Origin of the sequence: Thiopseudomonas acetoxidans (assembly GCF_030362935.1) — a bacterium.
In the GTDB taxonomy this organism is placed as follows: domain Bacteria; phylum Pseudomonadota; class Gammaproteobacteria; order Pseudomonadales; family Pseudomonadaceae; genus Thiopseudomonas; species Thiopseudomonas acetoxidans.
On record NZ_JAUCDY010000014.1, the window covers coordinates 42,574 to 64,717 of the forward strand.

At 49.3% G+C, this 22,144-nt stretch carries 22 protein-coding genes; 7 read left to right on the forward strand and 15 right to left on the reverse strand.

Annotated elements, in window-relative coordinates; translation table 11 throughout:
• Positions 1-63 precede the first annotated feature (63 nt).
• The 9 genes from QEZ41_RS10390 to QEZ41_RS10430 all read right to left on the reverse strand — a co-directional run bounded on the left by QEZ41_RS10390 (position 64) and on the right by QEZ41_RS10430 (position 8,186).
• On the reverse strand, positions 64-1,497 hold the full coding sequence (locus QEZ41_RS10390; RefSeq protein ID WP_289411466.1) for a cbb3-type cytochrome c oxidase subunit I: 1,434 nt from the start codon (positions 1,495-1,497) through the stop codon (positions 64-66).
• Between the two features lie 66 nt (positions 1,498-1,563).
• On the reverse strand, positions 1,564-2,004 hold the full coding sequence (locus tag QEZ41_RS10395) for a c-type cytochrome (protein ID WP_289411468.1): 441 nt from the start codon (positions 2,002-2,004) through the stop codon (positions 1,564-1,566).
• Positions 2,005-2,662: 658 nt separating this feature from the next.
• Positions 2,663-3,433 (reverse strand): MetQ/NlpA family ABC transporter substrate-binding protein, encoded by a 771-nt coding sequence (locus QEZ41_RS10400; protein WP_289411469.1) that lies wholly within the window; start codon positions 3,431-3,433, stop codon positions 2,663-2,665.
• A gap of 19 nt (positions 3,434-3,452) precedes the next feature.
• Positions 3,453-4,118, reverse strand: coding sequence for a methionine ABC transporter permease (locus tag QEZ41_RS10405; protein ID WP_289411470.1), 666 nt, complete (start codon positions 4,116-4,118; stop codon positions 3,453-3,455).
• On the reverse strand, positions 4,115-5,122 hold the full coding sequence (locus tag QEZ41_RS10410; RefSeq protein ID WP_289411471.1) for a methionine ABC transporter ATP-binding protein: 1,008 nt from the start codon (positions 5,120-5,122) through the stop codon (positions 4,115-4,117). Before QEZ41_RS10410 ends, QEZ41_RS10405 begins: the two co-directional genes overlap by 4 nt.
• A gap of 332 nt (positions 5,123-5,454) precedes the next feature.
• Positions 5,455-5,940 (reverse strand): serine protease inhibitor ecotin, encoded by a 486-nt coding sequence (gene eco / locus QEZ41_RS10415; protein WP_289411473.1) that lies wholly within the window; start codon positions 5,938-5,940, stop codon positions 5,455-5,457.
• Positions 5,941-6,149: 209 nt separating this feature from the next.
• Positions 6,150-6,935 carry a zinc ABC transporter permease subunit ZnuB gene (gene znuB, locus QEZ41_RS10420; protein WP_289411475.1) on the reverse strand — a complete coding sequence of 262 codons (786 nt, stop codon included), beginning with the start codon at positions 6,933-6,935 and terminating at the stop codon, positions 6,150-6,152.
• Positions 6,928-7,704 carry a zinc ABC transporter ATP-binding protein ZnuC gene (gene znuC / locus QEZ41_RS10425; protein ID WP_289411476.1) on the reverse strand — a complete coding sequence of 259 codons (777 nt, stop codon included), beginning with the start codon at positions 7,702-7,704 and terminating at the stop codon, positions 6,928-6,930. Before znuC ends, znuB begins: the two co-directional genes overlap by 8 nt.
• Complete coding sequence (locus tag QEZ41_RS10430) at positions 7,701-8,186, reverse strand: Fur family transcriptional regulator (protein ID WP_289411477.1); 486 nt, start codon at positions 8,184-8,186, stop codon at positions 7,701-7,703. The genes znuC and QEZ41_RS10430 overlap by 4 nt, the downstream gene beginning before the upstream one ends.
• Positions 8,187-8,251: 65 nt before the next feature.
• Between QEZ41_RS10430 and QEZ41_RS10435 the strand changes: the two genes are divergently transcribed.
• The 5 genes from QEZ41_RS10435 (at position 8,252) to gcvH (ending at position 14,954) form a co-directional block, all read left to right on the forward strand.
• Entirely contained in the window at positions 8,252-9,157 is a 906-nt protein-coding gene (locus QEZ41_RS10435; RefSeq protein ID WP_289411479.1) for a zinc ABC transporter substrate-binding protein, read from the forward strand.
• A gap of 220 nt (positions 9,158-9,377) precedes the next feature.
• Entirely contained in the window at positions 9,378-11,570 is a 2,193-nt protein-coding gene (locus QEZ41_RS10440) for an EAL domain-containing protein (RefSeq protein WP_289411481.1), read from the forward strand.
• A gap of 123 nt (positions 11,571-11,693) precedes the next feature.
• Complete coding sequence (locus tag QEZ41_RS10445) at positions 11,694-13,268, forward strand: ABC transporter permease (RefSeq protein WP_434556812.1); 1,575 nt, start codon at positions 11,694-11,696, stop codon at positions 13,266-13,268.
• 178 nt (positions 13,269-13,446) lie between these two features.
• The gene (gene gcvT / locus QEZ41_RS10450) at positions 13,447-14,529 is read left to right on the forward strand and encodes a glycine cleavage system aminomethyltransferase GcvT (RefSeq protein ID WP_289411484.1); all 1,083 of its coding nucleotides are present in this window, start codon (positions 13,447-13,449) and stop codon (positions 14,527-14,529) included.
• 41 nt (positions 14,530-14,570) lie between these two features.
• Positions 14,571-14,954 carry a glycine cleavage system protein GcvH gene (gcvH, locus tag QEZ41_RS10455; RefSeq protein ID WP_289411485.1) on the forward strand — a complete coding sequence of 128 codons (384 nt, stop codon included), beginning with the start codon at positions 14,571-14,573 and terminating at the stop codon, positions 14,952-14,954.
• 25 nt (positions 14,955-14,979) lie between these two features.
• On the opposite strand, the gene QEZ41_RS10460 is transcribed toward gcvH, so the two are convergent.
• The 6 genes from QEZ41_RS10460 to QEZ41_RS10485 form a co-directional block, all read right to left on the reverse strand.
• Complete coding sequence (locus tag QEZ41_RS10460) at positions 14,980-15,489, reverse strand: dihydrofolate reductase (protein WP_289411487.1); 510 nt, start codon at positions 15,487-15,489, stop codon at positions 14,980-14,982.
• 15 nt (positions 15,490-15,504) lie between these two features.
• The gene (gene bfr / locus QEZ41_RS10465) at positions 15,505-15,978 is read right to left on the reverse strand and encodes a bacterioferritin (RefSeq protein WP_289411489.1); all 474 of its coding nucleotides are present in this window, start codon (positions 15,976-15,978) and stop codon (positions 15,505-15,507) included.
• A 76-nt stretch (positions 15,979-16,054) separates the two neighbouring features.
• On the reverse strand, positions 16,055-16,261 hold the full coding sequence (locus QEZ41_RS10470) for a (2Fe-2S)-binding protein (protein WP_289411490.1): 207 nt from the start codon (positions 16,259-16,261) through the stop codon (positions 16,055-16,057).
• Positions 16,262-16,348: 87 nt separating this feature from the next.
• Positions 16,349-17,428, reverse strand: coding sequence for a 3-deoxy-7-phosphoheptulonate synthase (locus QEZ41_RS10475; protein ID WP_434556811.1), 1,080 nt, complete (start codon positions 17,426-17,428; stop codon positions 16,349-16,351).
• Between the two features lie 444 nt (positions 17,429-17,872).
• On the reverse strand, positions 17,873-18,415 hold the full coding sequence (locus QEZ41_RS10480) for a rhodanese-like domain-containing protein (protein ID WP_289411492.1): 543 nt from the start codon (positions 18,413-18,415) through the stop codon (positions 17,873-17,875).
• 77 nt (positions 18,416-18,492) lie between these two features.
• Positions 18,493-19,152 (reverse strand): histidinol-phosphatase, encoded by a 660-nt coding sequence (locus QEZ41_RS10485; RefSeq protein ID WP_289411493.1) that lies wholly within the window; start codon positions 19,150-19,152, stop codon positions 18,493-18,495.
• Positions 19,153-19,335: 183 nt separating this feature from the next.
• Between QEZ41_RS10485 and QEZ41_RS10490 the strand changes: the two genes are divergently transcribed.
• Positions 19,336-19,821 carry an RNA pyrophosphohydrolase gene (locus QEZ41_RS10490; RefSeq protein ID WP_289411494.1) on the forward strand — a complete coding sequence of 162 codons (486 nt, stop codon included), beginning with the start codon at positions 19,336-19,338 and terminating at the stop codon, positions 19,819-19,821.
• Positions 19,822-19,852: 31 nt separating this feature from the next.
• Positions 19,853-22,132 carry a phosphoenolpyruvate--protein phosphotransferase gene (gene ptsP / locus QEZ41_RS10495; protein WP_289411495.1) on the forward strand — a complete coding sequence of 760 codons (2,280 nt, stop codon included), beginning with the start codon at positions 19,853-19,855 and terminating at the stop codon, positions 22,130-22,132.
• The last annotated feature ends 12 nt before the right edge of the window (positions 22,133-22,144 follow it).

Consider the following 22,144-nt stretch of genomic DNA (forward strand, 5'->3'; position numbering starts at 1 on the left):
CTCTGTACAAAATCCCGCTTAACATACGCTGGATTATTATAACCCAGCGCATGTTGCATTGTTTTAGCCTATTTCATTAGCCAAAACAGGTTTGCGAGTATCCTGAGCAGTTTGCAGCTTCTTGCTGAAACTCATCAAGTAGCACACTAAACCAACCAAGAAGCCAACACCAGCAATGAAGCGTAACCAGTAGAACAGCATTAACTGATCTTGAGTCGCCATAAAGGACATTGCGGCACCATCTTCAGGGATACGACGTAACCATACTTCAACCACACCAGCACCGGTTAGGAACAGAGTGATAAACACCATGCTCACAGTCATTAACCAGAAGCCCCACATTTCCATGATTTGCGCTTTGTTACTTGGCGCCTCACCAATACCACGTAAGCGCGGCATAGCGTAGGAAACGACGGTCATCACAATCATGGCGTAAGCGCCGTAGAAAGCCATATGACCGTGGGCAGCAGTGATTTGCGCACCGTGTGTGTAGTAGTTAACTGGCGCCAACGTATGTAAGAAGCCCCACACACCTGCACCTAAGAACGCCATTACTACAGTACCCATTGCCCAAAGCGAAGCAGCTTTGTTCGGGTGCTCACGACGGCGACGGTTAATCATATTAAAGGCGAACAGTACCATCACAAAGAATGGCAGCGGCTCTAGGGTGGAGAAAATCGAACCAACCCAAAGCCAAACCGTTGGTGCACCAATCCAGAAGTAGTGGTGACCTGTACCTAAAATACCGGAAATCAATGCCAGCGCAACAATCACATACAACCACTTCTCAATCACTTCACGGTCAACACCGGTGATCTTAATCAATACGTACGCCAGAATGGCCGCCATGATTAATTCCCACACGCCCTCTACCCACAGGTGAACAACAAACCACCAGTAGAATTTATCGCGACTGAGGTTTTCTGGGTTATAGAAAGCGAACAAGAACAACAACGCTAAACCAATCAAGCCGGTCATCAATACGATGTTAACGGCCGTTTTGCGGCCTTTAAGTACCGTCATACCTACGTTATAGATGAAGCCCAGGGCTACGATAACAATACCCACCTTGGTTGGCAGGGGTTGTTCAAGGAACTCACGACCCATGGTCGGTAGCAAATCGTTACCTGTTATGGCTGCCAAACCAGCATAGGGTACAAACAGGTAGCCTAAAATGGTCAGCACACCAGCACCAGCAAACACCCAAAACAGCAGCATTGCTAGTTTAGGACTATGCAGCTCACGGTCAGCTTCTTCTGGAACCAGATAGTAAGCCGCACCCATAAAGCCAAATAGTAACCAGACAATCAACAGGTTAGTGTGGACCATACGGGCCACGTTAAAAGGAAGTAACGGGAATAGGAAATCCCCGATAATATATTGCAGCCCCATAATCAGGCCGAACAGAATTTGACCCACAAAAAGTATGAGCGCAAACACGAAATACGGTTTGGCCACTTTCTGCGACTCAAATTTTACTAGGGTTTGACTGGACATAGTCAGTCCTCCAATAACAAGCAATTCAATTCAATCAATGCCATCTAAGGTTCAGCTAAAGCAGCATTAACCTTCTTTGTTTGGTGGCCAATTATTAGTGTTAATTTTGGCGGTCCATTCCAAGAACGCGGTGAGATCATCGAGCTGCTCATCGGTTAAATTGAATTGCGGCATTTGCCGGCGACCTGGGACATTGGTTGGCTGCGCCTTCATCCATGCTGGCAAGAAGAACTTAAAGCCGTCTTCACCACCACGACGGTGAAATACGTTACCCAGCTCAGGAGCAAAATATGCACCTTCTCCAAGCAAAGTATGGCAGCCGATGCAGTTATTGGTTTCCCATACGTGCTTACCGCGAACGATAGAGTCGGTTAACTCAGCGTCGTTGGTGCGCTCTGGAAAGGTTTTTTCTGTGTGGTATGCCAATGCAAGGAAAACCAGAATGAAGAACAAACTGCCTCCATAATAGATATTCCGTGCCATACCTTTTGTGAACGTTTCAGACATGATGCAATGCCTCCTGATGAGTTTTACGGGCCCATCATAGAAACACCTTGTTGCAATTACCCTTGATAGCAATCAAGAATACCAACTAACTTACTAAACTATTCCCATGCAGCTCGCGTATTTACTGCCTACGCAAACCTTAACAGCCATGCTGCATAAGCGTTTGCTGACGTCATTCAAGCCACAAAAAACGAGGCTCTTCGCATTTAAGGATGTAGAAAAAACCTGACCGGCTGGAAAAGGAGTCGGGGAACTTAGGAAATGTAAGTTCCCACAAGAGCTGTGCCAAGCAACGCGGCTGCGTGCCAACCGCTTTACAGTGGGGCTGTGGGATTGTGGGAATGTGGGGTTGTGGGGTTGTGGGGTTGTGGGGTTGTGGGGTTGTGGGAGCGCATCTTATGCGCGAAGCGGACTTGAAATCACGCAAGAGCAACAGGATAAAACCGGTTGTGCCGGATTCAGACTCCAATCGCGCAAGAGTTGCGCTCCCACAAGAGCTGTGCCAAGCAACGCGGCTGCCAGTGGGACTGATAGCCAGGTGCTTGCTGAAGTCAGGAGAGTTTAGAAATCAGCTACACCCTTAAATGCGAAGGGCCAAAAACCACTGTGAATAAAAAAGGAGCCACAAGAGCTCCTTTTTTAGTTAATAACCGCTGAATTAGAACGCTGGAACCACAGCACCCTGATATTTCTCCAGAATAAAAGTTTTTACTTCTTCTGTTTTTAATGCATTAACCAGCTTTTTTATCGCATCTGCCTGCTGATTATTATCACGCGTGACCAAAATATTCACGTAAGGCGAGTCCGCACCTTCAATGACCAACGCATCTTCCATCGGGTTTAAACCGGCTTCCAGCGCATAGTTGGTATTGATCAGCGCCAAGTCCACCTGATTTAACACACGCGGCAAGGTCGCTGCTTCCAACTCACGAATGCGTAGTTTTTTCGGGTTGTCGGCAATGTCGCGCGCTGTGGCGGTAATGCCTGCCTCTGGCTTGAGCGTTAACACCCCCGCAGTTTGCAACAGCAGTAACGCACGGCCACCATTGGTTGCATCGTTAGGAATGGCGACCTGTGCGCCATCTTTCAGCTCGGACAAGTCTTTGATTTTGCTAGAGTAGGCACCGAAGGGCTCTACGTGGACACCAGCCACACTGACCAGCTTAGTACCTTTACTGGCATTAAACTCATCCAAGTAGGGCTGGTGCTGGAAGAAGTTGGCGTCCAAACGGCCTTCGGCTACTTGGATATTGGGCTGCACATAGTCCGTAAAGACTTTAACTTCGAGGGTCACGCCCTGCTTAACCAGCGTAGGTTTGAGAAATTCTAAAATTTCTGCGTGCGGCACCGGTGTTGCTGCCACTTGCAACGTTTGTGCTTGAACTGAAAAAGCTGCGAAGGTGGCCAAGGCCACTAAAATGCGTTTCATGTGTATGTTTCCTCTTTTATTATCGTCTAGAAAAATGAACCACTAAGCGGTCACCAATCATTTGTAAAATCTGTACTAAAATCAGTAGCAACACCACAGTCACTACCATCACATCGGTTTGAAAGCGCTGATAACCAAAGCGTATGGCTAAATCGCCTAAACCGCCGGCGCCGACTACGCCCGCCATGGCGGTATAGGATACCAGCGTAATGGCGGTAACGGTGACTGCGGCAATAATGCCCGGGCGCGCCTCGGGTAATAAGGCGCTGATGATAATTTGCTGGGTGGACGCGCCCATGGCTTGCGTGGCTTCAATGATACCGCGATCGACCTCGCGCAGGGCAGTTTCCACTAGGCGGGCAAAAAATGGTGTGGCCCCCACCACCAAAGGCGGAATAGCGCCAGCCACACCTAATGAAGTGCCGGTTAACACCACGGTGAGTGGAATCATCACGATTAATAGAATAATAAAGGGCAACGAGCGCAGTACGTTCACCAGCAACGATAGCAAGCCATAAAAGGCTTTGTGTTCAAACAGCTGCCGTGGGCCTGTTAAAAACAGCAGTACACCCAAAGGTAAGCCCAGCACAATAGTGAACAGTAACGAACCGCCGAGCATCAACAATGTGTCTAATGTCGCCAGCCAGATTTCATACCAATCAATGTTGCTCATTAAACCGCTCATGGACGCACTACCTCAATCTTCACGCCTGCCGCGCTTAGCTGTTGCTCAGCCAGCTCGACCTGCTCGCCGGTTAACGCAATGGTCAGCTGACCGCAGGGTTCATCTTTAATCCGCCCAATGCGTCCGGCTAAAATGCTGTAGTTAGCACCTGTGGCTTGCATCACCTGGCTCAGCACAGGCGCGTAAGTGCTTTCGCCGAGAAAGGTTAGGTGCAGTATGCGCCCGGCAACATGGGCAAAATCCTCTTGCTGGGTGCCGTCTTCGCCCTCAGACAACTGGACAAAGCGTTGCGTGGTAGGGTGTTGCGGCTGTAAAAACACCTCCGCCACCGGCCCGCTCTCAATCACTTGCCCCTCTTCCATCACACCCACGCGGTCACAAATACGGCGGATCACATCCATCTCATGGGTGATTAGCACAATGGTTAAGCCCAGCTCTTGGTTGATTTGCCGTAAGAGCTGTAACACCTGCCCAGTGGTTTCTGGGTCTAGGGCGCTGGTGGCTTCATCGCAAAGCAAAATACTGGGGCCAGTAGCCAGTGCGCGGGCGATCCCGACGCGCTGTTTTTGTCCGCCTGATAACTGGGCTGGGTATTTGCTCGCCTGATCCGCCAAACCAACCCGCTCTAGCAGTTCACGCACGCGTTTATCGATCGCCGAGCGCTCGTACTCACCTGCAAGGCGCATGGGCATAGCCACGTTTTGCGCCACGGTTTTGCTCGACAGCAGGTTAAAGTGCTGGAAAATCATACCGACGCGGCGACGAAACCCACGTAAACCCGCCGCATCCAGCGCGGTCACCTCAACGCCATCGGCGATAATTCGTCCTGTGGTGGGTTGTTCCAGGTGATTAATTAAGCGCAGCAAGGTGCTTTTGCCTGCGCCGGAATAGCCAATTAAGCCAAAAATCTCACCGCGATTAACGTGCAAATCCGTTGGTTTAACCGCTGCAATGCTACGGCCTTTCACCTGAAAGGTTTTACTGACCTGTTGAAATTCAATCACTGTTTAATTTTACCGATAATGCGCACAATAAAGAGCCCGTATTGTCCATGAGCAACCTCTGAGTTACAAGAAACTTACTCTAGAGTTACGCTCCAACAAAGTGCCCTGCTGGAGCGCAGCTTCTGGGCGATGCGTATTATAAATACTCGCTCAGGAGTTGCCGGAGAATCATCGCGCAAAAATTACGCTCCCATAGCCAAATGGTCTGCTCTAAGGACAGGGCATAGCAATTGCGGGAGCAACTGTCGCACTTCACTACCTTAGTGGCACGGTTTCTGTGGGAGCGCATCTTATGCGCGATAGCAATTAAGCAAATAAGCTAGCGCTTAAGCTTACTGTGGCTGTGTCTGTTGGTATTTGGCGGGTGCGCTCCATACTCGGTAACGCAGTTCTATCTCTACTGGGGCGTACAGCACAATGGGTAACTTGCTGTTATAAGGCAGCAACGTATTACTCAGATTGACCGGCACAAAAGCCGGGGTTTGCTCCCCATCTGGGCAAGCCATCAATGTACTTATCGACCCCTTCAAACCGTCAACCTGATAATAGCTATAACCCCAACCATCTAAGCTATGCTCGCTCATTTCTGCCGCCAGCGAGCGAGTATTGCAGTCGGTCAGCATTTGTTTACCGGGCAACAACTCTACTTGGTAGCGGCTTTCATCCTGCTTTGCGGGCAACCAAATAACATGCCGCTGATAACCTTCTTCTGCTTGCGGATAAGGCGCAACATCGGCTAGGTTTTGCTGCGAATTGGCCGCACAGCCGCTGAGGGTGATCGCAATTGAAACAATGAATACCGGAAAAAATTTACGCATAGAATTCTAACTCTTGAAAACAGCCTGTATTGTCCATGAGTCATCCAGCAGTTACAAGAATTTTACCATTCACGAAAAAACTGCGTTCCAACAGAACCGAGCCAGTAATGCACTCATGTGGCAGCGCAGCTTCTGCGCGATAGCTGATTATTAAGCAGCTTAATAATTAAGGCTGACACTAAAACTGCCGACACGATTTTTTAGGGGGCTTAACGCCTTGCCGGCACTAGTGAGCTGACAACAAACAAAGCGGCTGCACAGACGACGATGGAGGGCCCTGCTGGGGTATCCCAATACCACGACATCGCCAAGCCTAAACACACCGAAAACATGCCCAGCACCGTTGCGATAATAACCATCTGCTCAGGGCTACGCGCATGGCGTTGCGCGGTCGCCGCTGGAATTATCAGCAAGGAAGTAATCAGCAGCACGCCAACGATTTTCATCGCCACACCAATCACCAACGCCATAAGCACCATCAACGCCAGACGTAATCCAGCGACAGGCAAACCCTCTACCTGCGCCAACTCCTCGTGTACAGTAATCGCCAATAAAGGTCGCCATAACCACAACAGACCCGCCAAAACCAAGGCGCTGCCCAATACGATCCAAGCCAGATCGGTGCTGGTCATCGCCAGTAAATCGCCAAACAGATAGCCCATTAAATCGACCCGCACCGAGTCCATAAAACTCAGCGTCACCAAGCCCAGCGATAAAGTACTATGGGCGAGAATCCCTAATACCGTATCTGAAGCTAGCGGCTGACGTTGCTGCAAGCCCACCAGCGCCAGCGCCAGTAACACCGAACCGAAAACCACCGCTAGCCCTAAGTGAATATCCAGCAACAAGCCCAGCGCAATACCAAACAGCGCCGAATGCGACAGCGTATCGCCAAAATAGGCCATACGCCGCCAGACCACAAAAGCGCCCAAAGGCCCTGCCACCAATGCCAACGCCAATCCCGCCACCAACGCATAAAGTAAAAAATCAGGCATGATTGCAGTCCGGTCCGTGGTTGTGTTGTTCGTCAGTTAATACGCAGCCATGCAAGTCATGAGCGTGATCGTGCTGGTGGTGGTAAACCGCTAAATCTTGCGCCGCTTGCGTGCCAAACAGCTCAATAAAGGCAGGATCATGACTGACCTGCTCAGGCAAGCCCGAACAACAGACATGGCGATTTAGACAGAGCACCCGATCGGTAGCGCGCATCACCAAATGCAAATCATGCGACACCATCAGCACTGCACAGCCGTAGCGTTCGCGCAACTGACCAATCAAGCTATACAGCTCCAGCTGGCCATTCACATCCACCCCTTGCACCGGCTCATCCAACACCAGCAGCTGCGGTTTACGCAACAATGCCCGCGCCAGCAGCACGCGCTGTAATTCACCACCGGAAATACGCTGCAGCGGGCTATTAAGAACCTTTAAAGCGCCCACTTCAGTGAGTGCAGCTTCAATTTGCACCAAGCTCACGCCGGGCACTAAGCGTAAAAAGCGCCACACACTTAACGGCATGGTTTCATGTACCGCAAGTTTTTGCGGCATATAACCAATGCGTAACTTAGGTGCGCGCCATACAGTGCCTGTATCTAGCTGCAACAAACCCAGCAACACACGCACCAAGGTGGTTTTACCTGAGCCGTTAGGGCCGACCAGCGTGACAATTTCACCTTTGTGTAGAGTAAAATCAATATCCTCCAGCACTAGCTGGCCAGCAAAGCTCAAGCGACCTTGCTCAATACGCAGTAATTCTGTGCTCATAACTCAGCCTGACAAGGGGCGCACAAGCCAAAAACTTCAATCACCTGCCCTTCTACCGTAAAACCTGCTTTGTGGGCTTCGTCGGCAATCGCCGCATCGATAGCACTATGGGGCAGCTCTCTGGCAAACCTGCATAAGCGGCAAATAAGAAACTGTGCCTGATGGGGTTGTTGCGGATAAGCGCATCCGATAAACGCATTGAGCGAGGCAATTCGATGAATCAGACCATGTTCCAATAAAAAATCTAACGCACGATACACAGTCGGGGGTGCGGCTGGACGACCCTCTTCAGACGTCAGCTGCGCCAAAATGTCATAAGCGCCCATAGGCTGGTGACTTTGCCACACCAGCTCCAACACACGCTTGCGTAAAGGGGTAAGACGAAGCTGTTCTTCATCGCACATGACCTGAGCAATGTTCAGCGCATCATCAATACACTGCTGATGCCCACTGGCCACACATAAGGAATATTTTTTCTGCATATCTCTTGCTAACTCAACAAAAAGTAATGTTATGATATAACAATTCTTTCCTTGGAGACCAGCGCATGGCCCGTTTATTGGCTACTTTTTTATTGATTGTCTGCAGTACAGCCGCTCAAGCACAGGTAAATATCCTCACCAGCATTAAGCCATTGCAACTTATCGCCCAAGCCATTCAGGGTGAACAGGGCCAAGCGCAAGTATTGTTGCCACCCGGCGCATCACCTCACTCGTTTAGCTTGCGTCCATCAGATAGAAAACGTTTAGCTGAGGCTGAGCTGTTTTATTGGATTGGCCCAGACATGGAAAACTTCTTAACTGCGTTGGCCAAGCAACACCAGCAAGCCAGCATCGCCATACAAAGCCTGCCCAATCTACAGCTGCTGTATTACACAGCAGAACATGAAGATGAAGAAGATGATCACGAGCACCATGATGAACATGACCATCATCACCAACCCGGTGGGCTCGATACGCATCTTTGGCTGTCGATACCCAATGCGCTGGTAATCGCTGAACGCATGGCAACTGATTTAAGTCGTTTGGATGCACAGCACGCGCCAGTCTACCAAAACAACCTAGCCGCTTTTCAGCAACGTCTGAAAACTCTAGATAATGAATTAGCGCAGCAGCTTGCCGAGGTGCAAGATAAAAACTTTTTTGTTTTCCATGAAGCATTTAACTATTTTGAGCAGGCTTACGGCCTGCAGCACGGCGGCGTACTGGCTATTAATGCTGAGGTTCAACCAGGCGCCCGTCACTTACAACAAATGCGTAAACGCCTTGAGCAAGCTGGTCCTAGCTGTATTTTCACAGAACCACCTGCACCACCGCGCCTTGCCTTTAGTCTCAGCAAAGACTTGCCCATTCAATTACAAGAAGTAGATGTACTCGGCGTACAGGCACAAAACTATGAGCAATTGTTACAGGGGCTAGCCAATCAGCTTAAGCAGTGTTTAAGCAGCCTCTGAAAACAACAGCTTAACTTGCCAACACCTATTTAAAAACTCGCCTTGCACAACTGAGCGCCTAGCCATATAGTGGCACACTGATACTATCTTGATATGGATCAGATTTTACTCCTGCATTTTCATCATAAACTTGTTATCCAGCTAACGAAAACCAGCAAGGCAACCGCTCTCTAGCAAGGGCTTTTATTCTTATAGGTAGGTGAACAAGGGTAGCTCTATTATGTTTTCGCAAGACGAACTGAGTGCTCTAATTAAACGAGTCGGCTTGGATGTCGCCAGTCTCGAGGAACGTAGCCGTTTCCTTGAGTGGCAAGAAGCCGACGCTGCACGCCTTAAACAAGTCGCCCCACTTCTTGAGAATGCTCTTGCGCCCTACTTTAAAAAGCTTGCGCAACATTTAACTAAGTTTTCTGACCAGCCCAACCTCGCTCTGTGCGAAAGTTCTTTGCAAAGTATGACGCAAAAGAAACAGGCCTACTATCAAAAACTGTGGGACGGACCAAGAGATGAAGACTTCATTCGCAACCGCGTAGGCGTGGGTCTGGTACACCACAAAATTGGCCTTGAACCGTATCAATATCTGGGTTCATTCCGTATCTTTCTTGAACACATGCTAGAACAAATCTGCGGCCAAAACCAACAAACCGAGCTGTATTCAAGTTTACTAAAAGCCGTATTTCTCGATATTTCCCTTGCTTTAGAAAGCTATTACGCCAGCAGCTTTAAGGATTTCGAAGAAGACCGGCAACGTTTTTCCCGCTCTATGCGTGGCGCCAATGATGGCATTTGGGAGTGGGATTTAAAAAACGATGTGCTTTATCTATCCGATCGCTGGCTTGAAATTGTTAAGCTTGAGCGTGAAGCGATACCCAACCCGAGCACGCGGGACTGGAATGACCGTATCCACCCCGAAGATCGACACTTATTGCGCCAAGCTGTTCGCAACCATTTAAATGGCCGCAGCAACTCTCTGGACCATGAATACCGCATTCGCCAAGGCAACGGGGAGTATATCTGGGTACTCACTCGTGGCACGTTGCAGCTAGATGAATATGGCAATAGGCGCATCTCAGGCACATTGGCAGATATACATGAGCGTAAACAAAATGAGCAAAAGATGTCCTACGCCGCCTTCCATGACCCACTTACTGGACTACCCAACCGCTCACGCCTAGACCAGTTTCTGCAAGAAGCTGTACAAAATAACGAACGCAATCAAGGTAAAAAAACAGCGTTGTTGTTTATTGACTTGGACAATTTTAAGTTTGTGAATGACAACTATGGCCATAATATTGGCGATATGCTGTTGATTGAAATTGCCCGTCGCTTGCAACAATGCTTACGCCCTGGCGATCATCTGGCCCGTTTTGGTGGTGATGAATTTGTTGTACTGCTCAACGACTTGGTACAGATTAACGACGCTAAGCATGTAGCGCAGCGCATGCTCGATGCCCTACAAGCCCCTGTGCACATTCAAGATAATTGTCTAGCCATGAGCGCCAGTATCGGCGTCACTGACTTACCCCACAGCGATAACCTCACCGATATTTTACAAGCCGCTGATTTGGCACTCTATCAAGCAAAAATGGCTGGCAAAGCCCAATACGCGCTTTACACAGAATGCATGCAAAGTGACGCGCAAAAGCAGCAGATTAAACAGCAAGCCCTACTTTGTGCGCTCAGCAATCAAGAGTTCAGCTTGCATTACCAACCCATTTTCGCAGTCACTGAAGAGCAGCCTAGAGTGGTTGCTGTAGAAGCTTTATTACGCTGGAACTATCAGGGTGAGTGCCTTGAGCCTAAAGACTTTCTCGGCACGCTGGATACGGTTGGCGGACTGTTTGATGTAGGCGGTTGGGTCTTAACTACAGCCTGCCAGCAGGTTAGGCAGTGGCAACAGGAATACAATCAGGAATTAGCCTGCGCCATTAATATTGCACCCTCGCAGCTAAAAAACAAAAACCTAATCCAGCAAGTTAAAAACGCTTTGGCCATCTCAGGACTCAAGCCTGAACAGCTCATTCTTGAGATTACCGAAGAACAACTACAGGTAGACTGCTTGGTTATCCCAAAATCATTACGCGCATTAGCTGATCTTGGCGTCCGAATCGCGCTGGATGATTTCGGCTTAGGCTATACCTCCCTGAGCTACTTAAAACGCTTCCCCATACATATCCTTAAAATCGATAAGCAGCTGATTAATCAAAAAGACAATGACGATGTGCACCGCAACTTTGGGCAAGCCATTATTAGCCTGGGACACAGCCTAGGACTCGATGTGGTTGCCGAAGGCGTTGAGCAAGCGACGCAGCTTAGCTTTGTCCAACAGCATAACTGTCAATACGCACAGGGCTATTTTTTAGGCACGCCCGTGACTGCCGAACTGTTTATTCAACATTTGCAATGTGCCTAAGGCACTGAATTACACGCACAAGCAGGGTATAATCTGGGACTTATTTTTGTAGCCCATTCGCAAACCCGAGGTTTCCCTGTGGTTCAACCTACCCAGCTACGCTGGTATTCGATTGCCCTATTCATGTCAACGCTCGTGCTGCTGCCGCTGGTGGTATTGCTGCTCAGCTGGCATCAGGTTGATCGTGAAATTTGGAGTCATTTGTGGGAAACGCAAATGACTCAGCTACTGCTTAACACCGTAACGCTACTGTTCAGTGTTGGTTTGGGGGTGATTTTATTAGGCGTAAGCCTAGCTTGGTTAACCAGTCTATGTGAGTTTCCGGGTCGTCGCTGGCTGGATTGGGCTCTGATGCTGCCGTTTGCCATCCCCGCCTACGTGCTGGCTTTTGTTTTTGTTGGTTTGCTGGATTTTGCCGGCCCCGTACAAACAGCATTACGCACATGGATTGACCCGGGCCTGCGCTTTCCTAGCGTACGTTCAACCGGCGGCGTCATTATTGTCTTTGTGTTGGTTTTTTACCCTTACGTATACCTGTTGGCCCGTAGTGCCTTTTTAGCTCAGGGTAAAGGCTTTATGGAGGCGGCGCGGGTATTAGGTCTATCACCCTGGCAAGCGTTTTGGCGCGTGGCTTTGCCGGTTGCCAGACCCGCCATTGGTGCAGGCGTTGCGCTGGCATTAATGGAATGTTTGGCTGATTTTGGTGCGGTGTCAGTTTTTAACTTTGATACCTTCACTACCGCTATTTATAAAACATGGTACGGTTTTTTTAGCCTATCTAGCGCCACTCAGTTGGCAAGTTTGCTGCTGCTGTTTGTTGCTTTATTATTATTTGCTGAACATCGCTCCCGCGGCGCCATCCGTCCTAGCAGTGAACGCCAGCGTGGCAAAGCGCTGTATCACCTAAAAGGCTGGAAAGCGTTTTTTGCCACCGGCTGGTGTGTTTTGGTTTTTTTATGCGCCTTTGTAATTCCTATTATCCAGCTGGTATTTTGGTTTTGGCAGCGTGGCCGCTTTGACCTAGATGAACGCTATATCGCCCTGATCTCACACACTATTTACCTGGGTTTACTGGCTGCAGCCTTTACGGTTATCGCCGCCATGCTCTTGGTTTTTGCTAAACGCCTTACCCCTACACACAGCATGAAAGCGCTAACCGGGTTTTCTACACTAGGCTACGCGCTGCCCGGCTCGGTTCTGGCGGTAGCCATCATGTTGGCTTTTAGCTATTTAGATGGGCATGCGATTATTCCGCTATCAAAATGGTTAGGCGGCTCAGGCAAACCCATTCTGCTGGGTAGCCTTGGCGCATTATTATTGGCCTACGTCATTCGTTTTATGGCTGTCGCCCACGGCCCACTTGAAGGAGCTTTGGCGCGCATTAGACCCTCACTACCTGAGGCATCTCGCAGCCTTGGGGTTAACAGTTTTGCCTTGTTTAGACGCGTTTACCTGCCCTTACTCATGCCAGGCACATTGTCAGCGGCACTGCTAGTATTTGTCGATGTGTTAAAAGAAATGCCCGCTACCTTGTTGATGCGCCCTTTTGGCTGGGATACTTTAGCCGTACGTATTTTTGAAATGACCAGTGAAGGGGAGTGGTCTAGAGCCGCACTTCCAGCACTGACCTTGGTTTTGGTAGGATTATTGCCCGTTATTTTACTTATCCGTCGATCGGCTAAGCGCTTTGGACAATGATTTGAAGCATAGCGGCTTAGGGTTATACTGGGCAGGCTTCGAAATACAGTCTAAGCTTGCGCGAAACCCTAGGCACGTCATCAAGCTGCGCCAATCAAATACGTTACCCTGACGCGCAGCGGCTCATCCGACATGTATTGTAGTATCGTTGTTACCGTCACGCCCATTAGGAGCTACCATGGGATTACGCACACCTATGTATGATATGCATCTAGCCTTAGGTGCTAAAATGATTAACTTCAGTGGCTGGGAACTGCCACTGCATTATGGCTCTCAGGTTGATGAGCACCACCATGTACGTAACGAGTGCGGTGTTTTTGATGTCTCTCATATGTGCATCACGGATGTCAGCGGCACTGATGCCGAACCCTTTTTACGCTTGATGCTCAGCAATGACGTAGCCCGCTTAACAGCCAGCGGTGCAGGTCACTACAGCGCTATGCTTAATGAGCAAGGCGGCGTGATTGACGATTTAATAGTATTCCGCACAGCTGAAGGTTTTCGCCTCATTACCAACGCGCTGACTTGCCAAAAAATTCAAGGCTGGCTTAAACAACACACCCAGAATTTTTCCGTCAGCATTCAATTGCGTGATGACTTGGCGCATTTCGCCATTCAAGGACCTGAGTCAATTGAGCGCTTGAGCGAAGTACTTAATTCAAGCCGGGCGCACATTATTCAAAATCTTGCCGCGTATCACGGCAGCTTTGATGGTGATTGGTTTCTGACACGCACTGGCTACACCGGTGAAGAAGGCATTGAAATTATGTTGCCCGCCGATCAGGCAGTAGACTTTTTCAATGAATTAATCGGTTATGGCATTACCCCAATTGGTCTTGGCGCACGCGATACATTGCGCCTAGAAGCCGGCTTTACTCTGTTGGGCAATGACATGGATGAAAACCATAGCCCTTACGCAGCCAATATGCACCACGTAGTTGCTTTGGAGCCAAAAGAGCGCAGCTTTATTGGTCGCAACGCACTAGAAACACAACTAAGCAACGGCATCCAAGAAAAATTGGTGGGCTTAGTACTGGAAGAACGTGGGGTTTTGCGCGCTGGCCAACCTGTACGTATTGAAGGCGTAGGCCAAGGCACCATTACCAGTGGTAGTTTTTCACCCACCATTGGTAAAGCAATTGCTTTGGCACGCGTACCTATACAAACCGGTGAGCGCGGCGAAGTAGAGATTCGACAAAAATGGTATCCGGTGCGCGTAGTCAGTCCGCGCTTTGTTCGCCACGGTAAGATTTTAATTTGACCCAAATAACAAAAACAACTAACTCACTAGGAGATAACCCAATGAGCACGACTCCTGCAGATTTACGCTACGCATCCACTCACGAGTGGGCCCGCTTAGAAGCAGATGGCATCATCACCGTAGGCATTACCGATCACGCACAGCAGGCTTTAGGCGATATTGTTTATTTGGAATTACCCCAGCCTAATAGTCAGCTGAGTGCCGGACAGATCGCTGGGGTAGTTGAGTCGGTGAAAGCGGCCTCTGATTACCACGCCCCTGTTAGTGGCAAGGTAACTGAGGTGAATGAAGGCTTAACAGACGCACCCGAAGGCATTAACAGCCACCCCTACCAGAGCTGGTTTTATCGCTTACAACCCGATAACCCAGCAGAGCTGGAACAATTGCTGGATGCAGACGCCTACAACGCAAGCTGCTCAGCCTAATCAGCTGAGCAAGAAAGCTTATTAATTAACGCCGCTGCCACACCTCAAAGGTATACGCCGGCGTTTGGCCCTGCGCGGCAAAAGGTTGAGCATCCGTGCGCTGCCACTCATCAAAGGGCAACTCTGGGAAGTGCGTATCACCGGCAAGTTCGGCTTCAATCCGTGTTAGGTAGACCTTACTAGCCATGGGCAAGGCTTGGCGGTAGAGCTGTCCACCGCCAATCACCATCACCTCTTCTGCACCGTGATCAGCAGCCCAATTTTCGGCGCGCACAATGGCCGCCGATAAATCAGTAAACACCTCAGCCCCTTCAAGCTGCAAATCCGTTTGTCGCGTAATAACGATATTTAAACGGCCCGGCAAAGGGCGACCAATCGAGTCCCAGGTTTTACGCCCCATAATTACCGGCTTGCCTAAGGTGCGCCGCTTAAAGTAGCGTAAATCTTCAGGCAAATGCCAAGGCATCTCATTGTCCTGCCCAATAACATAATTACGCGTAGCGGCCACAATTAGGCTCAAAGGTAGGCTCGACATCCTTAGCTGCTCCAACTATTGATCATTCATTTGCTGCTGCAAATAATTTTTCGCGCCAAGCTGCTGCATTAAACTTAGCTCAGTTTCCAAGACATCCAGATGTTCTTCCTCTTTATCAAGAATATCTTGTAAGAGCTCACGGCTGACATAGTCCTTGGCTTGCTCACACTGAGCAATCGCGGCTAATAGCGTTTGGTGGCCTTGCTTGACCAGCTGCATGTCGCACTCAAGCATTTCCTGCACATGTTCACCAATACGCAGCCGACCCAACTCTTGCATATTAGGCAGACCTTGCAAAAACAAAACACGCTTGATGAGTTCATCGGCGTTGCACATCACGACAATGGAGGCTTTATAAGCAAGCTTGTCGAGCCGCTCAAAGCCCCAGTCTTTATACATGCGCGCATGTAAAAAATACTGATTGATGGCAACGAGCTGCTGCGCTAAAACTTGGTTGAGGTGGGTGATTACTTGACGGTCGCCTTGCATGGTAGTACCTCTAACATCTGAGTGAACCACGCAAGAATAGCAGAGTTAGCTATAGATAAAAATAAACTAACACTTACTAAACGGCATAGGCTAAACCAGCAGCCACTTTAACCTGTGCGTCCTTGATGGCTTGCTGGGTGACTTGCTTACCAACGCACGCACATTTTCCACATTGCGTGCCGCAGCCTGTTTGCTTACGCACCTCGGACCAAGAGCGTGCGCCCTCGTCAACGAGCTGACGGATTTGACCATCGGTAACGGCTTTACACAGACAAACATACATAGTCTTAACTCATTCATGTAGTCGATATGCAAACAGTAATGATTCTCATCACTTATTGCAACCCTTTTCATCTTGCGTAAAGCACTTTCAACCTGCGAGCTGTTCTGCTGCCTCTAGCAACATCCGCTCTGTTTTAGCCCAACCCAAGCACGCATCCGTAACAGAGACGCCATAGTGCATGCTTTTACCCAAAGCCTGACTGCCTTCCTCAAGATGGCTTTCAATCATTACAGCGCGCAGGCTTTTATTGCCCGACAGTTTTTGCTGGAGCACATCACCTAGGATTTCAGGTTGGCGCAAAGGGTTTTTACCGCTATTAGCATGGTTGCAATCCACCATAATGCTGGGCTGCAAACCAGACTGCTCCATCGCTGAGCTGGCCGCACGCACGCTGAGCGCATCATAGTTAGAGCCATGCTGACCTCCGCGCAACACCAAGTGCGTATCGGTGTTGCCTGCCGCTTGTAGCAAAGCAATTTGTCCTTGCTCATCTACGCCCATGTACTGATGTCCATAAGCTGCTGAACGCATCGCATCTATCGCTACTTGCACACTACCGTCTGTGCCATTTTTAAAGCCTACCGGCAAGGCCAGCCCGCTCACCATCTCGCGGTGAATTTGCGACTCACTAGTGCGTGCGCCTATTGCAGCCCAGCTTAAAATATCCGCAAAGTACTGCGCTGCCAGCGGTTGTAGCAGTTCAGTTGCAACCGGCAAGCCCATCTGCGCGACTTGCAGCATCAATGAACGCGATAATTCAAGCCCACTGCGCATGTCGTAACTGCCATCAAGATGCGGGTCGTAGAGCAAACCCTTCCAACCCACTGTAGTGCGTGGCTTTTCAATATAAACACGCATTGCCAGTAACAACTGACCTTCAACCCGCTGCGCCAGTTGTGCCAAACGCTTAGCATAATCCAAAGCAGCCTGCGGATCATGAATGGAACAAGGACCGACCACCACCAGCAGACGATTATCGGTTTGATTCAAAACCGCACGTACCGCGTTGCGTTGGCGTGTAATGGTCTCAGCAAACTGTTCAGATACAGGCAGTTGTTGGCGTAGCTGCTGCGGGTTGGGTAATTCATAGCTAACCGTTGAGCAGCCAGCGGTTGGTTTTTGCTGCATTTGTGTCTCTGGCGCTAAAGCAGAGTTGATAGCATTCATCTGTATTTCCTTGTGCGGCTTATGCCGCCTTATACCTAGGGTTGTATTCGTCGTGGTGGATGCTGGGCAAAAGCAATCTGCTGGATAAATCGCCAAGCCAAATTGTGACCATAGTGATAGGTGTAGCTCATACTCTAAACTCCAAAATTGTTATAAAAAAACCCCGGTGGCTGGGGAGCCTACCGGGGTTTAACATTTCTGTGGTGGGCTACCCTTAATAAAATAGGGCCACCCAATACGAATATCAGGCTAGCCCTTGGCTAAACCAATATCCGTAAAAATACTGAGTCGTGCTTGCAATGCAGACAGGCGCAGCCACAGCGCGATTGGCTGTATGACTGTGCTGCTGATTACATAGACTGACTTGCATGCTGTTCTCCATTGAAGGCGACTAAGTTAACTTAATTGGGCTGCCAGCGCAAGCTGACTCAGTAAATGACGTGCTTAACGATCTTCGCGGTAAATTTTGTCTGGATTTAAAGTGCGCGTCCAAGGCAAACCTGAATTCTGCCAGCCATTTTGCAAACGCATCCCCGCCTGCGGGCCCTCTTTGAGTGCATCGCCTTGGAACCCGTGAATCACATAACGCGCATTGGCCAAGCCGGCCTCCCGCAACACCTTGGCGCTAGGCTCACCGCGCTCGCTACCTGAGCGACACATGGTAATGACTTCGGTATTTTCATCCAGCCCACGCTTAGCCAGTTCATCTTTAACTTGCTGAGCAAAGTTTTGGTTGATATCCATCGCGAATATATTGCGCTCGGTGTTATAACGGCTGCGGTCAACCAACATAAATGGAATATTAATATCCGCAGCTTCTGCCGAACCAATAAACATAATCTCCACTGGATCGCGCACATCAATCAATAACACTTTTTTCTCTTGCTGGGTTTTGGCGTAGGCCTCTTCAACGGTAATACCCAGCTCACTCGCTTGGGCTGTAAATACGCCAAAAACCATGGTCAACATCAAGACGAGTCTGTTCATTTTGTTTGCTCCTCAATAAATAACAGCAACACAATAGCATAATTTATTATGTTTATTTGTATTTTATTGAGTTTGATTTACTCATCGCGCAAGCTAATAATCTGCCAGCCGCGCTCTTGTGCAATAGCCCGCAAGCGCTCATCTGGGTCCACCGCAATAGCCTGTGCAACCTTCTCTAGCAATGGCAAATCATTGTGCGAGTCGCTATAGAAATAGCTGTCGAGCAAAGTCGCCTGATTTTCCGACAGCCATGTATTTAACCGCGTGATTTTGCCCGCTTGAAAGCTAGGTACGCCCGTTAGCTCGCCCGTGTACTGCCCCATCTGCATGCCACATTCGGTAGCAATTAAATGGTCAACGCCCAAGCGTTGCGCAATAGGAGCGGTAATAAAGTGATTAGTGGCGGTGATGATCATGATGTAGTCACCCGCTGCCCTATGCTGGGCTATCAGCGCCTCACCTTTGGGCAAAATGATGGGCTCAATATAGTCACGCATAAACTGGGCATGCCACTGTTCAAGCACGGACTTTTCTGTGCTCCCAAGAATTTCCTGACAAAAATTCTGATACGCAATAACGTCTAGCTTACCTGCCAGATAGTCGGCATAAAACTGATCATTGCGCGCTTTGTAAACAGCAGCATCAACATAACCATTGGCGCACAAAAATTCGCCCCACAAATGATCGCTGTCTCCAGCTAACAAAGTATTGTCTAAGTCAAAAATCGCTAAACGCACACTGATGTCCTCGTAACAGTTATTTTTGCGGGTGGTTAAGAATAGCCTTTTTTTGGATAAATGTTACTAACCCCACACTATTTTATCCTGTTAGCCACCCTTTAGTTTGCAAATCAAGATTGCCGCTTATTCATGGTTTATGGAACAATGCATTAAGTTTTTGAATTTTAAAGGTAGGCTAACATGATAGATGCAGATGGGTTTCGCCCTAATGTCGGCATCATCTTAGCCAATGAGCAAGGTCAGGTACTTTGGGCACGACGCATAAACCAAAACTCTTGGCAGTTCCCACAGGGTGGCATCCACCCCAATGAAACTGTTGAGCAAGCCTTGTTTCGTGAACTGTATGAAGAAGTAGGTTTACGCGAAGATGATGTTGAAGTACTTGCCTGCACCCGTGGTTGGCTAAGATACCGTTTACCCCAGCGCCTAGTGCGTAAACACAGCGCTCCTGTGTGTATTGGACAAAAACAAAAGTGGTTTTTGTTGCGCTTGCGTGCCGACGAAAACTTGGTATGTGTGGATAAGTGTGCCAAACCTGAATTTGATGGCTGGCGTTGGGTCAGTTACTGGTATCCATTAGGACAGGTTATTGCGTTTAAGCGAGAGGTTTATCGTCGCGCACTCAAAGAGTTAGCACCCCAACTTCCTAGACGAGACTCAATATAAAGTGTCCATTTCAACACGTAATGAAAGCAACATGCTAAGCATGCTGCGCCTGATATCCCAAGAGGTAAACGCTGCCAAAGACTTGTCTGCTGCGCTTACTATCATTGTTAAACAGGTGCGTATTGCCATGCTTAGTCACGTGTGTTCGGTTTATCTGTATCAACCCGACACCGATCGTTACGTATTAATGGCGACCGAAGGGTTAAACAAGCGCGCCATCGGCAAAGTCAGCATGAGCTCAAATGAAGGTTTGGTGGGCTTGGTGGGTAGTCGGGCCGAAACCGTTAGTTTAGAAGATGCCACCAGTCATCCGCGCTTTTTGTATTTCCCAGAAACCGGTGAAGAACGCTATGCATCCTTTTTAGGCACACCTATAGTTCACCACCGCCAAGTCTTAGGCGTGCTGGTGGTGCAACAAAAAGAACGGCGCCAGTTTGATGAAGGAGACGAAGCGTTTTTAATCACCATGAGCGCCCAGCTCTCTGGCGTAATCGCACACGCTGAAGCCACCGGCTCTATTCGCGGTTTAGGCAAGCAGGGTAAAGGCATTCAAGAGGCGCGCTTTATCGGTGTGCCTGGCGCCCCAGGAGCCGCTTTAGGTACAGCGGTGGTGGTGTTGCCGCCTGCCGATCTAGATGTTGTACCCGATAAAAAGGCAGAAGACATCAGCGTTGAGCTGGCATTATTTGAACAAGCGCTAACCGCCGTGCGCAATGAAATTCGCAGCCTATCAACCCGCCTTGCCAAACAATTACGTCCACAAGAGCAAGCATTGTTTGATGTGTATCTGATGATGCTGGAAGAAAACGCCTTGGCCGGTGACGTAACCGCACTGATCAGCAAAGGTCAATGGGCGCAAGGCGCTCTGCGTCAGGTAGTAGATGCTCACCTTAAACGCTTTGATAGCATGGATGATGATTACCTAAGCGAGCGCGCCGCTGACGTTAAAGATTTAGGCCGCCGGCTGCTGTCGCATTTGCAACAAGCACACAAGCAAGAGCTTATTTACCCAGATAACACGGTGTTAGTCAGTGAAGAGCTCACTCCTGGCATGCTGGGCGATGTGCCGCCGGAAAAACTCGTCGGTCTGATTTCTGTAGAAGGATCGCGCAACTCTCACGTGGCTATTTTAGCTCGCGCCATGGGCATCCCTACAGTGGTGGCCGCACAAGATCTACCCTATTCGCTGCTCGACGGTATTGAGCTTATCGTGGATGGTTATCACGGTGATGTGTTTACCAACCCCAGCCCATTATTGCGCCAGCAATATGCTGAGGTCATCGAAGAAGAGCGCTTAATCTCCAAAGAGCTAGACAACCTGCGTACCCTGCCCTGTGAAACACTGGACGGCCATCGTGTTGCGCTGTGGGCCAATACCGGGCTGCTGGCTGATGCAGCGCGTGCGCAAGCCTTTGGCGCTGAAGGCGTAGGGCTTTACCGCTCCGAAGTGGCCTTTATGAGCTCAGCTCGTCTACCTAGCGAAAGCGAGCAAGCCAATATGTACCGCGAACAGCTTGAAGCTTTCCACCCCAGTCCCGTGACCATGCGCACCCTAGATATCGGCGGTGATAAACCGTTGAGCTATTTCCCTATCAAGGAAAGTAACCCTTATCTGGGTTGGCGTGGTATCCGTGTCACCTTGGATCATCCGGAAATTTTTCTGGTGCAAGTACGTGCCATGCTTAAAGCCAGTCTTGGACTAAATAATTTGCGGATTTTATTGCCCATGATTTCAGGGGTGCATGAACTGGATGATGCCCTGTACCTTATCCACCGTGCCTGGGGTGAGCTGCATGAAGAGGGTTTTGCGGTAGAAATGCCTCAAGTGGGTGTTATGATTGAGGTGCCATCAGCGGTTTATCAAGCCAAGGAACTGCTCGAAATGTGTGATTTCTTGTCGGTTGGCTCCAACGATCTAACCCAATATATTCTGGCAGTGGACCGTAACAATGCCCGCGTAGCTGCGCTCTATGATTACTTGCACCCGGCCGTGTTAATGGCGTTAAAAAGCGTGGTCGAAGCGGCTCATCTCCAAGGCAAGGAAATCAGTATTTGCGGTGAGATGGCCGGCGACCCAGCTGCCGCTTTGCTGTTAATGGCGATGGGTTTTGATAGTTTATCCATGAACGCCACACATCTGCCCAAGGTAAAGTGGCTACTGCGCCAAATTAGGCTCAGTCATGCGCAAGCGCTGCTGAGCGATGTGATGCGTATGGATAATCCATTGATTGTACACAGCACCCTTAGCTTGGCGCTCAAAAGCCTTGGTCTGGACAAGATACTCAACCCAACGGCAGCAGTACAAATCTAATTACCGCCAAGA

Bases quoted from the DNA above. Each gene is read 5' to 3' on its own strand.
- QEZ41_RS10390 (WP_289411466.1), bottom strand. From the start codon at position 1,497: ATGTCCAGTCAAACCCTAGTAAAATTTGAGTCGCAGAAAGTGGCCAAA.
- QEZ41_RS10395 (WP_289411468.1), bottom strand. From the start codon at position 2,004: ATGTCTGAAACGTTCACAAAAGGTATGGCACGGAATATCTATTATGGA.
- QEZ41_RS10400 (WP_289411469.1), bottom strand. From the start codon at position 3,433: ATGAAACGCATTTTAGTGGCCTTGGCCACCTTCGCAGCTTTTTCAGTT.
- QEZ41_RS10405 (WP_289411470.1), bottom strand. From the start codon at position 4,118: ATGAGCGGTTTAATGAGCAACATTGATTGGTATGAAATCTGGCTGGCG.
- eco (WP_289411473.1), bottom strand. From the start codon at position 5,940: ATGCGTAAATTTTTTCCGGTATTCATTGTTTCAATTGCGATCACCCTC.
- znuB (WP_289411475.1), bottom strand. From the start codon at position 6,935: ATGCCTGATTTTTTACTTTATGCGTTGGTGGCGGGATTGGCGTTGGCA.
- znuC (WP_289411476.1), bottom strand. From the start codon at position 7,704: ATGAGCACAGAATTACTGCGTATTGAGCAAGGTCGCTTGAGCTTTGCT.
- QEZ41_RS10430 (WP_289411477.1), bottom strand. From the start codon at position 8,186: ATGCAGAAAAAATATTCCTTATGTGTGGCCAGTGGGCATCAGCAGTGT.
- QEZ41_RS10435 (WP_289411479.1), top strand. From the start codon at position 8,252: ATGGCCCGTTTATTGGCTACTTTTTTATTGATTGTCTGCAGTACAGCC.
- QEZ41_RS10440 (WP_289411481.1), top strand. From the start codon at position 9,378: ATGTTTTCGCAAGACGAACTGAGTGCTCTAATTAAACGAGTCGGCTTG.
- QEZ41_RS10445 (WP_434556812.1), top strand. From the start codon at position 11,694: ATGTCAACGCTCGTGCTGCTGCCGCTGGTGGTATTGCTGCTCAGCTGG.
- gcvT (WP_289411484.1), top strand. From the start codon at position 13,447: ATGGGATTACGCACACCTATGTATGATATGCATCTAGCCTTAGGTGCT.
- gcvH (WP_289411485.1), top strand. From the start codon at position 14,571: ATGAGCACGACTCCTGCAGATTTACGCTACGCATCCACTCACGAGTGG.
- QEZ41_RS10460 (WP_289411487.1), bottom strand. From the start codon at position 15,489: ATGTCGAGCCTACCTTTGAGCCTAATTGTGGCCGCTACGCGTAATTAT.
- bfr (WP_289411489.1), bottom strand. From the start codon at position 15,978: ATGCAAGGCGACCGTCAAGTAATCACCCACCTCAACCAAGTTTTAGCG.
- QEZ41_RS10470 (WP_289411490.1), bottom strand. From the start codon at position 16,261: ATGTATGTTTGTCTGTGTAAAGCCGTTACCGATGGTCAAATCCGTCAG.
- QEZ41_RS10475 (WP_434556811.1), bottom strand. From the start codon at position 17,428: ATGAATGCTATCAACTCTGCTTTAGCGCCAGAGACACAAATGCAGCAA.
- QEZ41_RS10480 (WP_289411492.1), bottom strand. From the start codon at position 18,415: ATGAACAGACTCGTCTTGATGTTGACCATGGTTTTTGGCGTATTTACA.
- QEZ41_RS10490 (WP_289411494.1), top strand. From the start codon at position 19,336: ATGATAGATGCAGATGGGTTTCGCCCTAATGTCGGCATCATCTTAGCC.
- ptsP (WP_289411495.1), top strand. From the start codon at position 19,853: ATGCTAAGCATGCTGCGCCTGATATCCCAAGAGGTAAACGCTGCCAAA.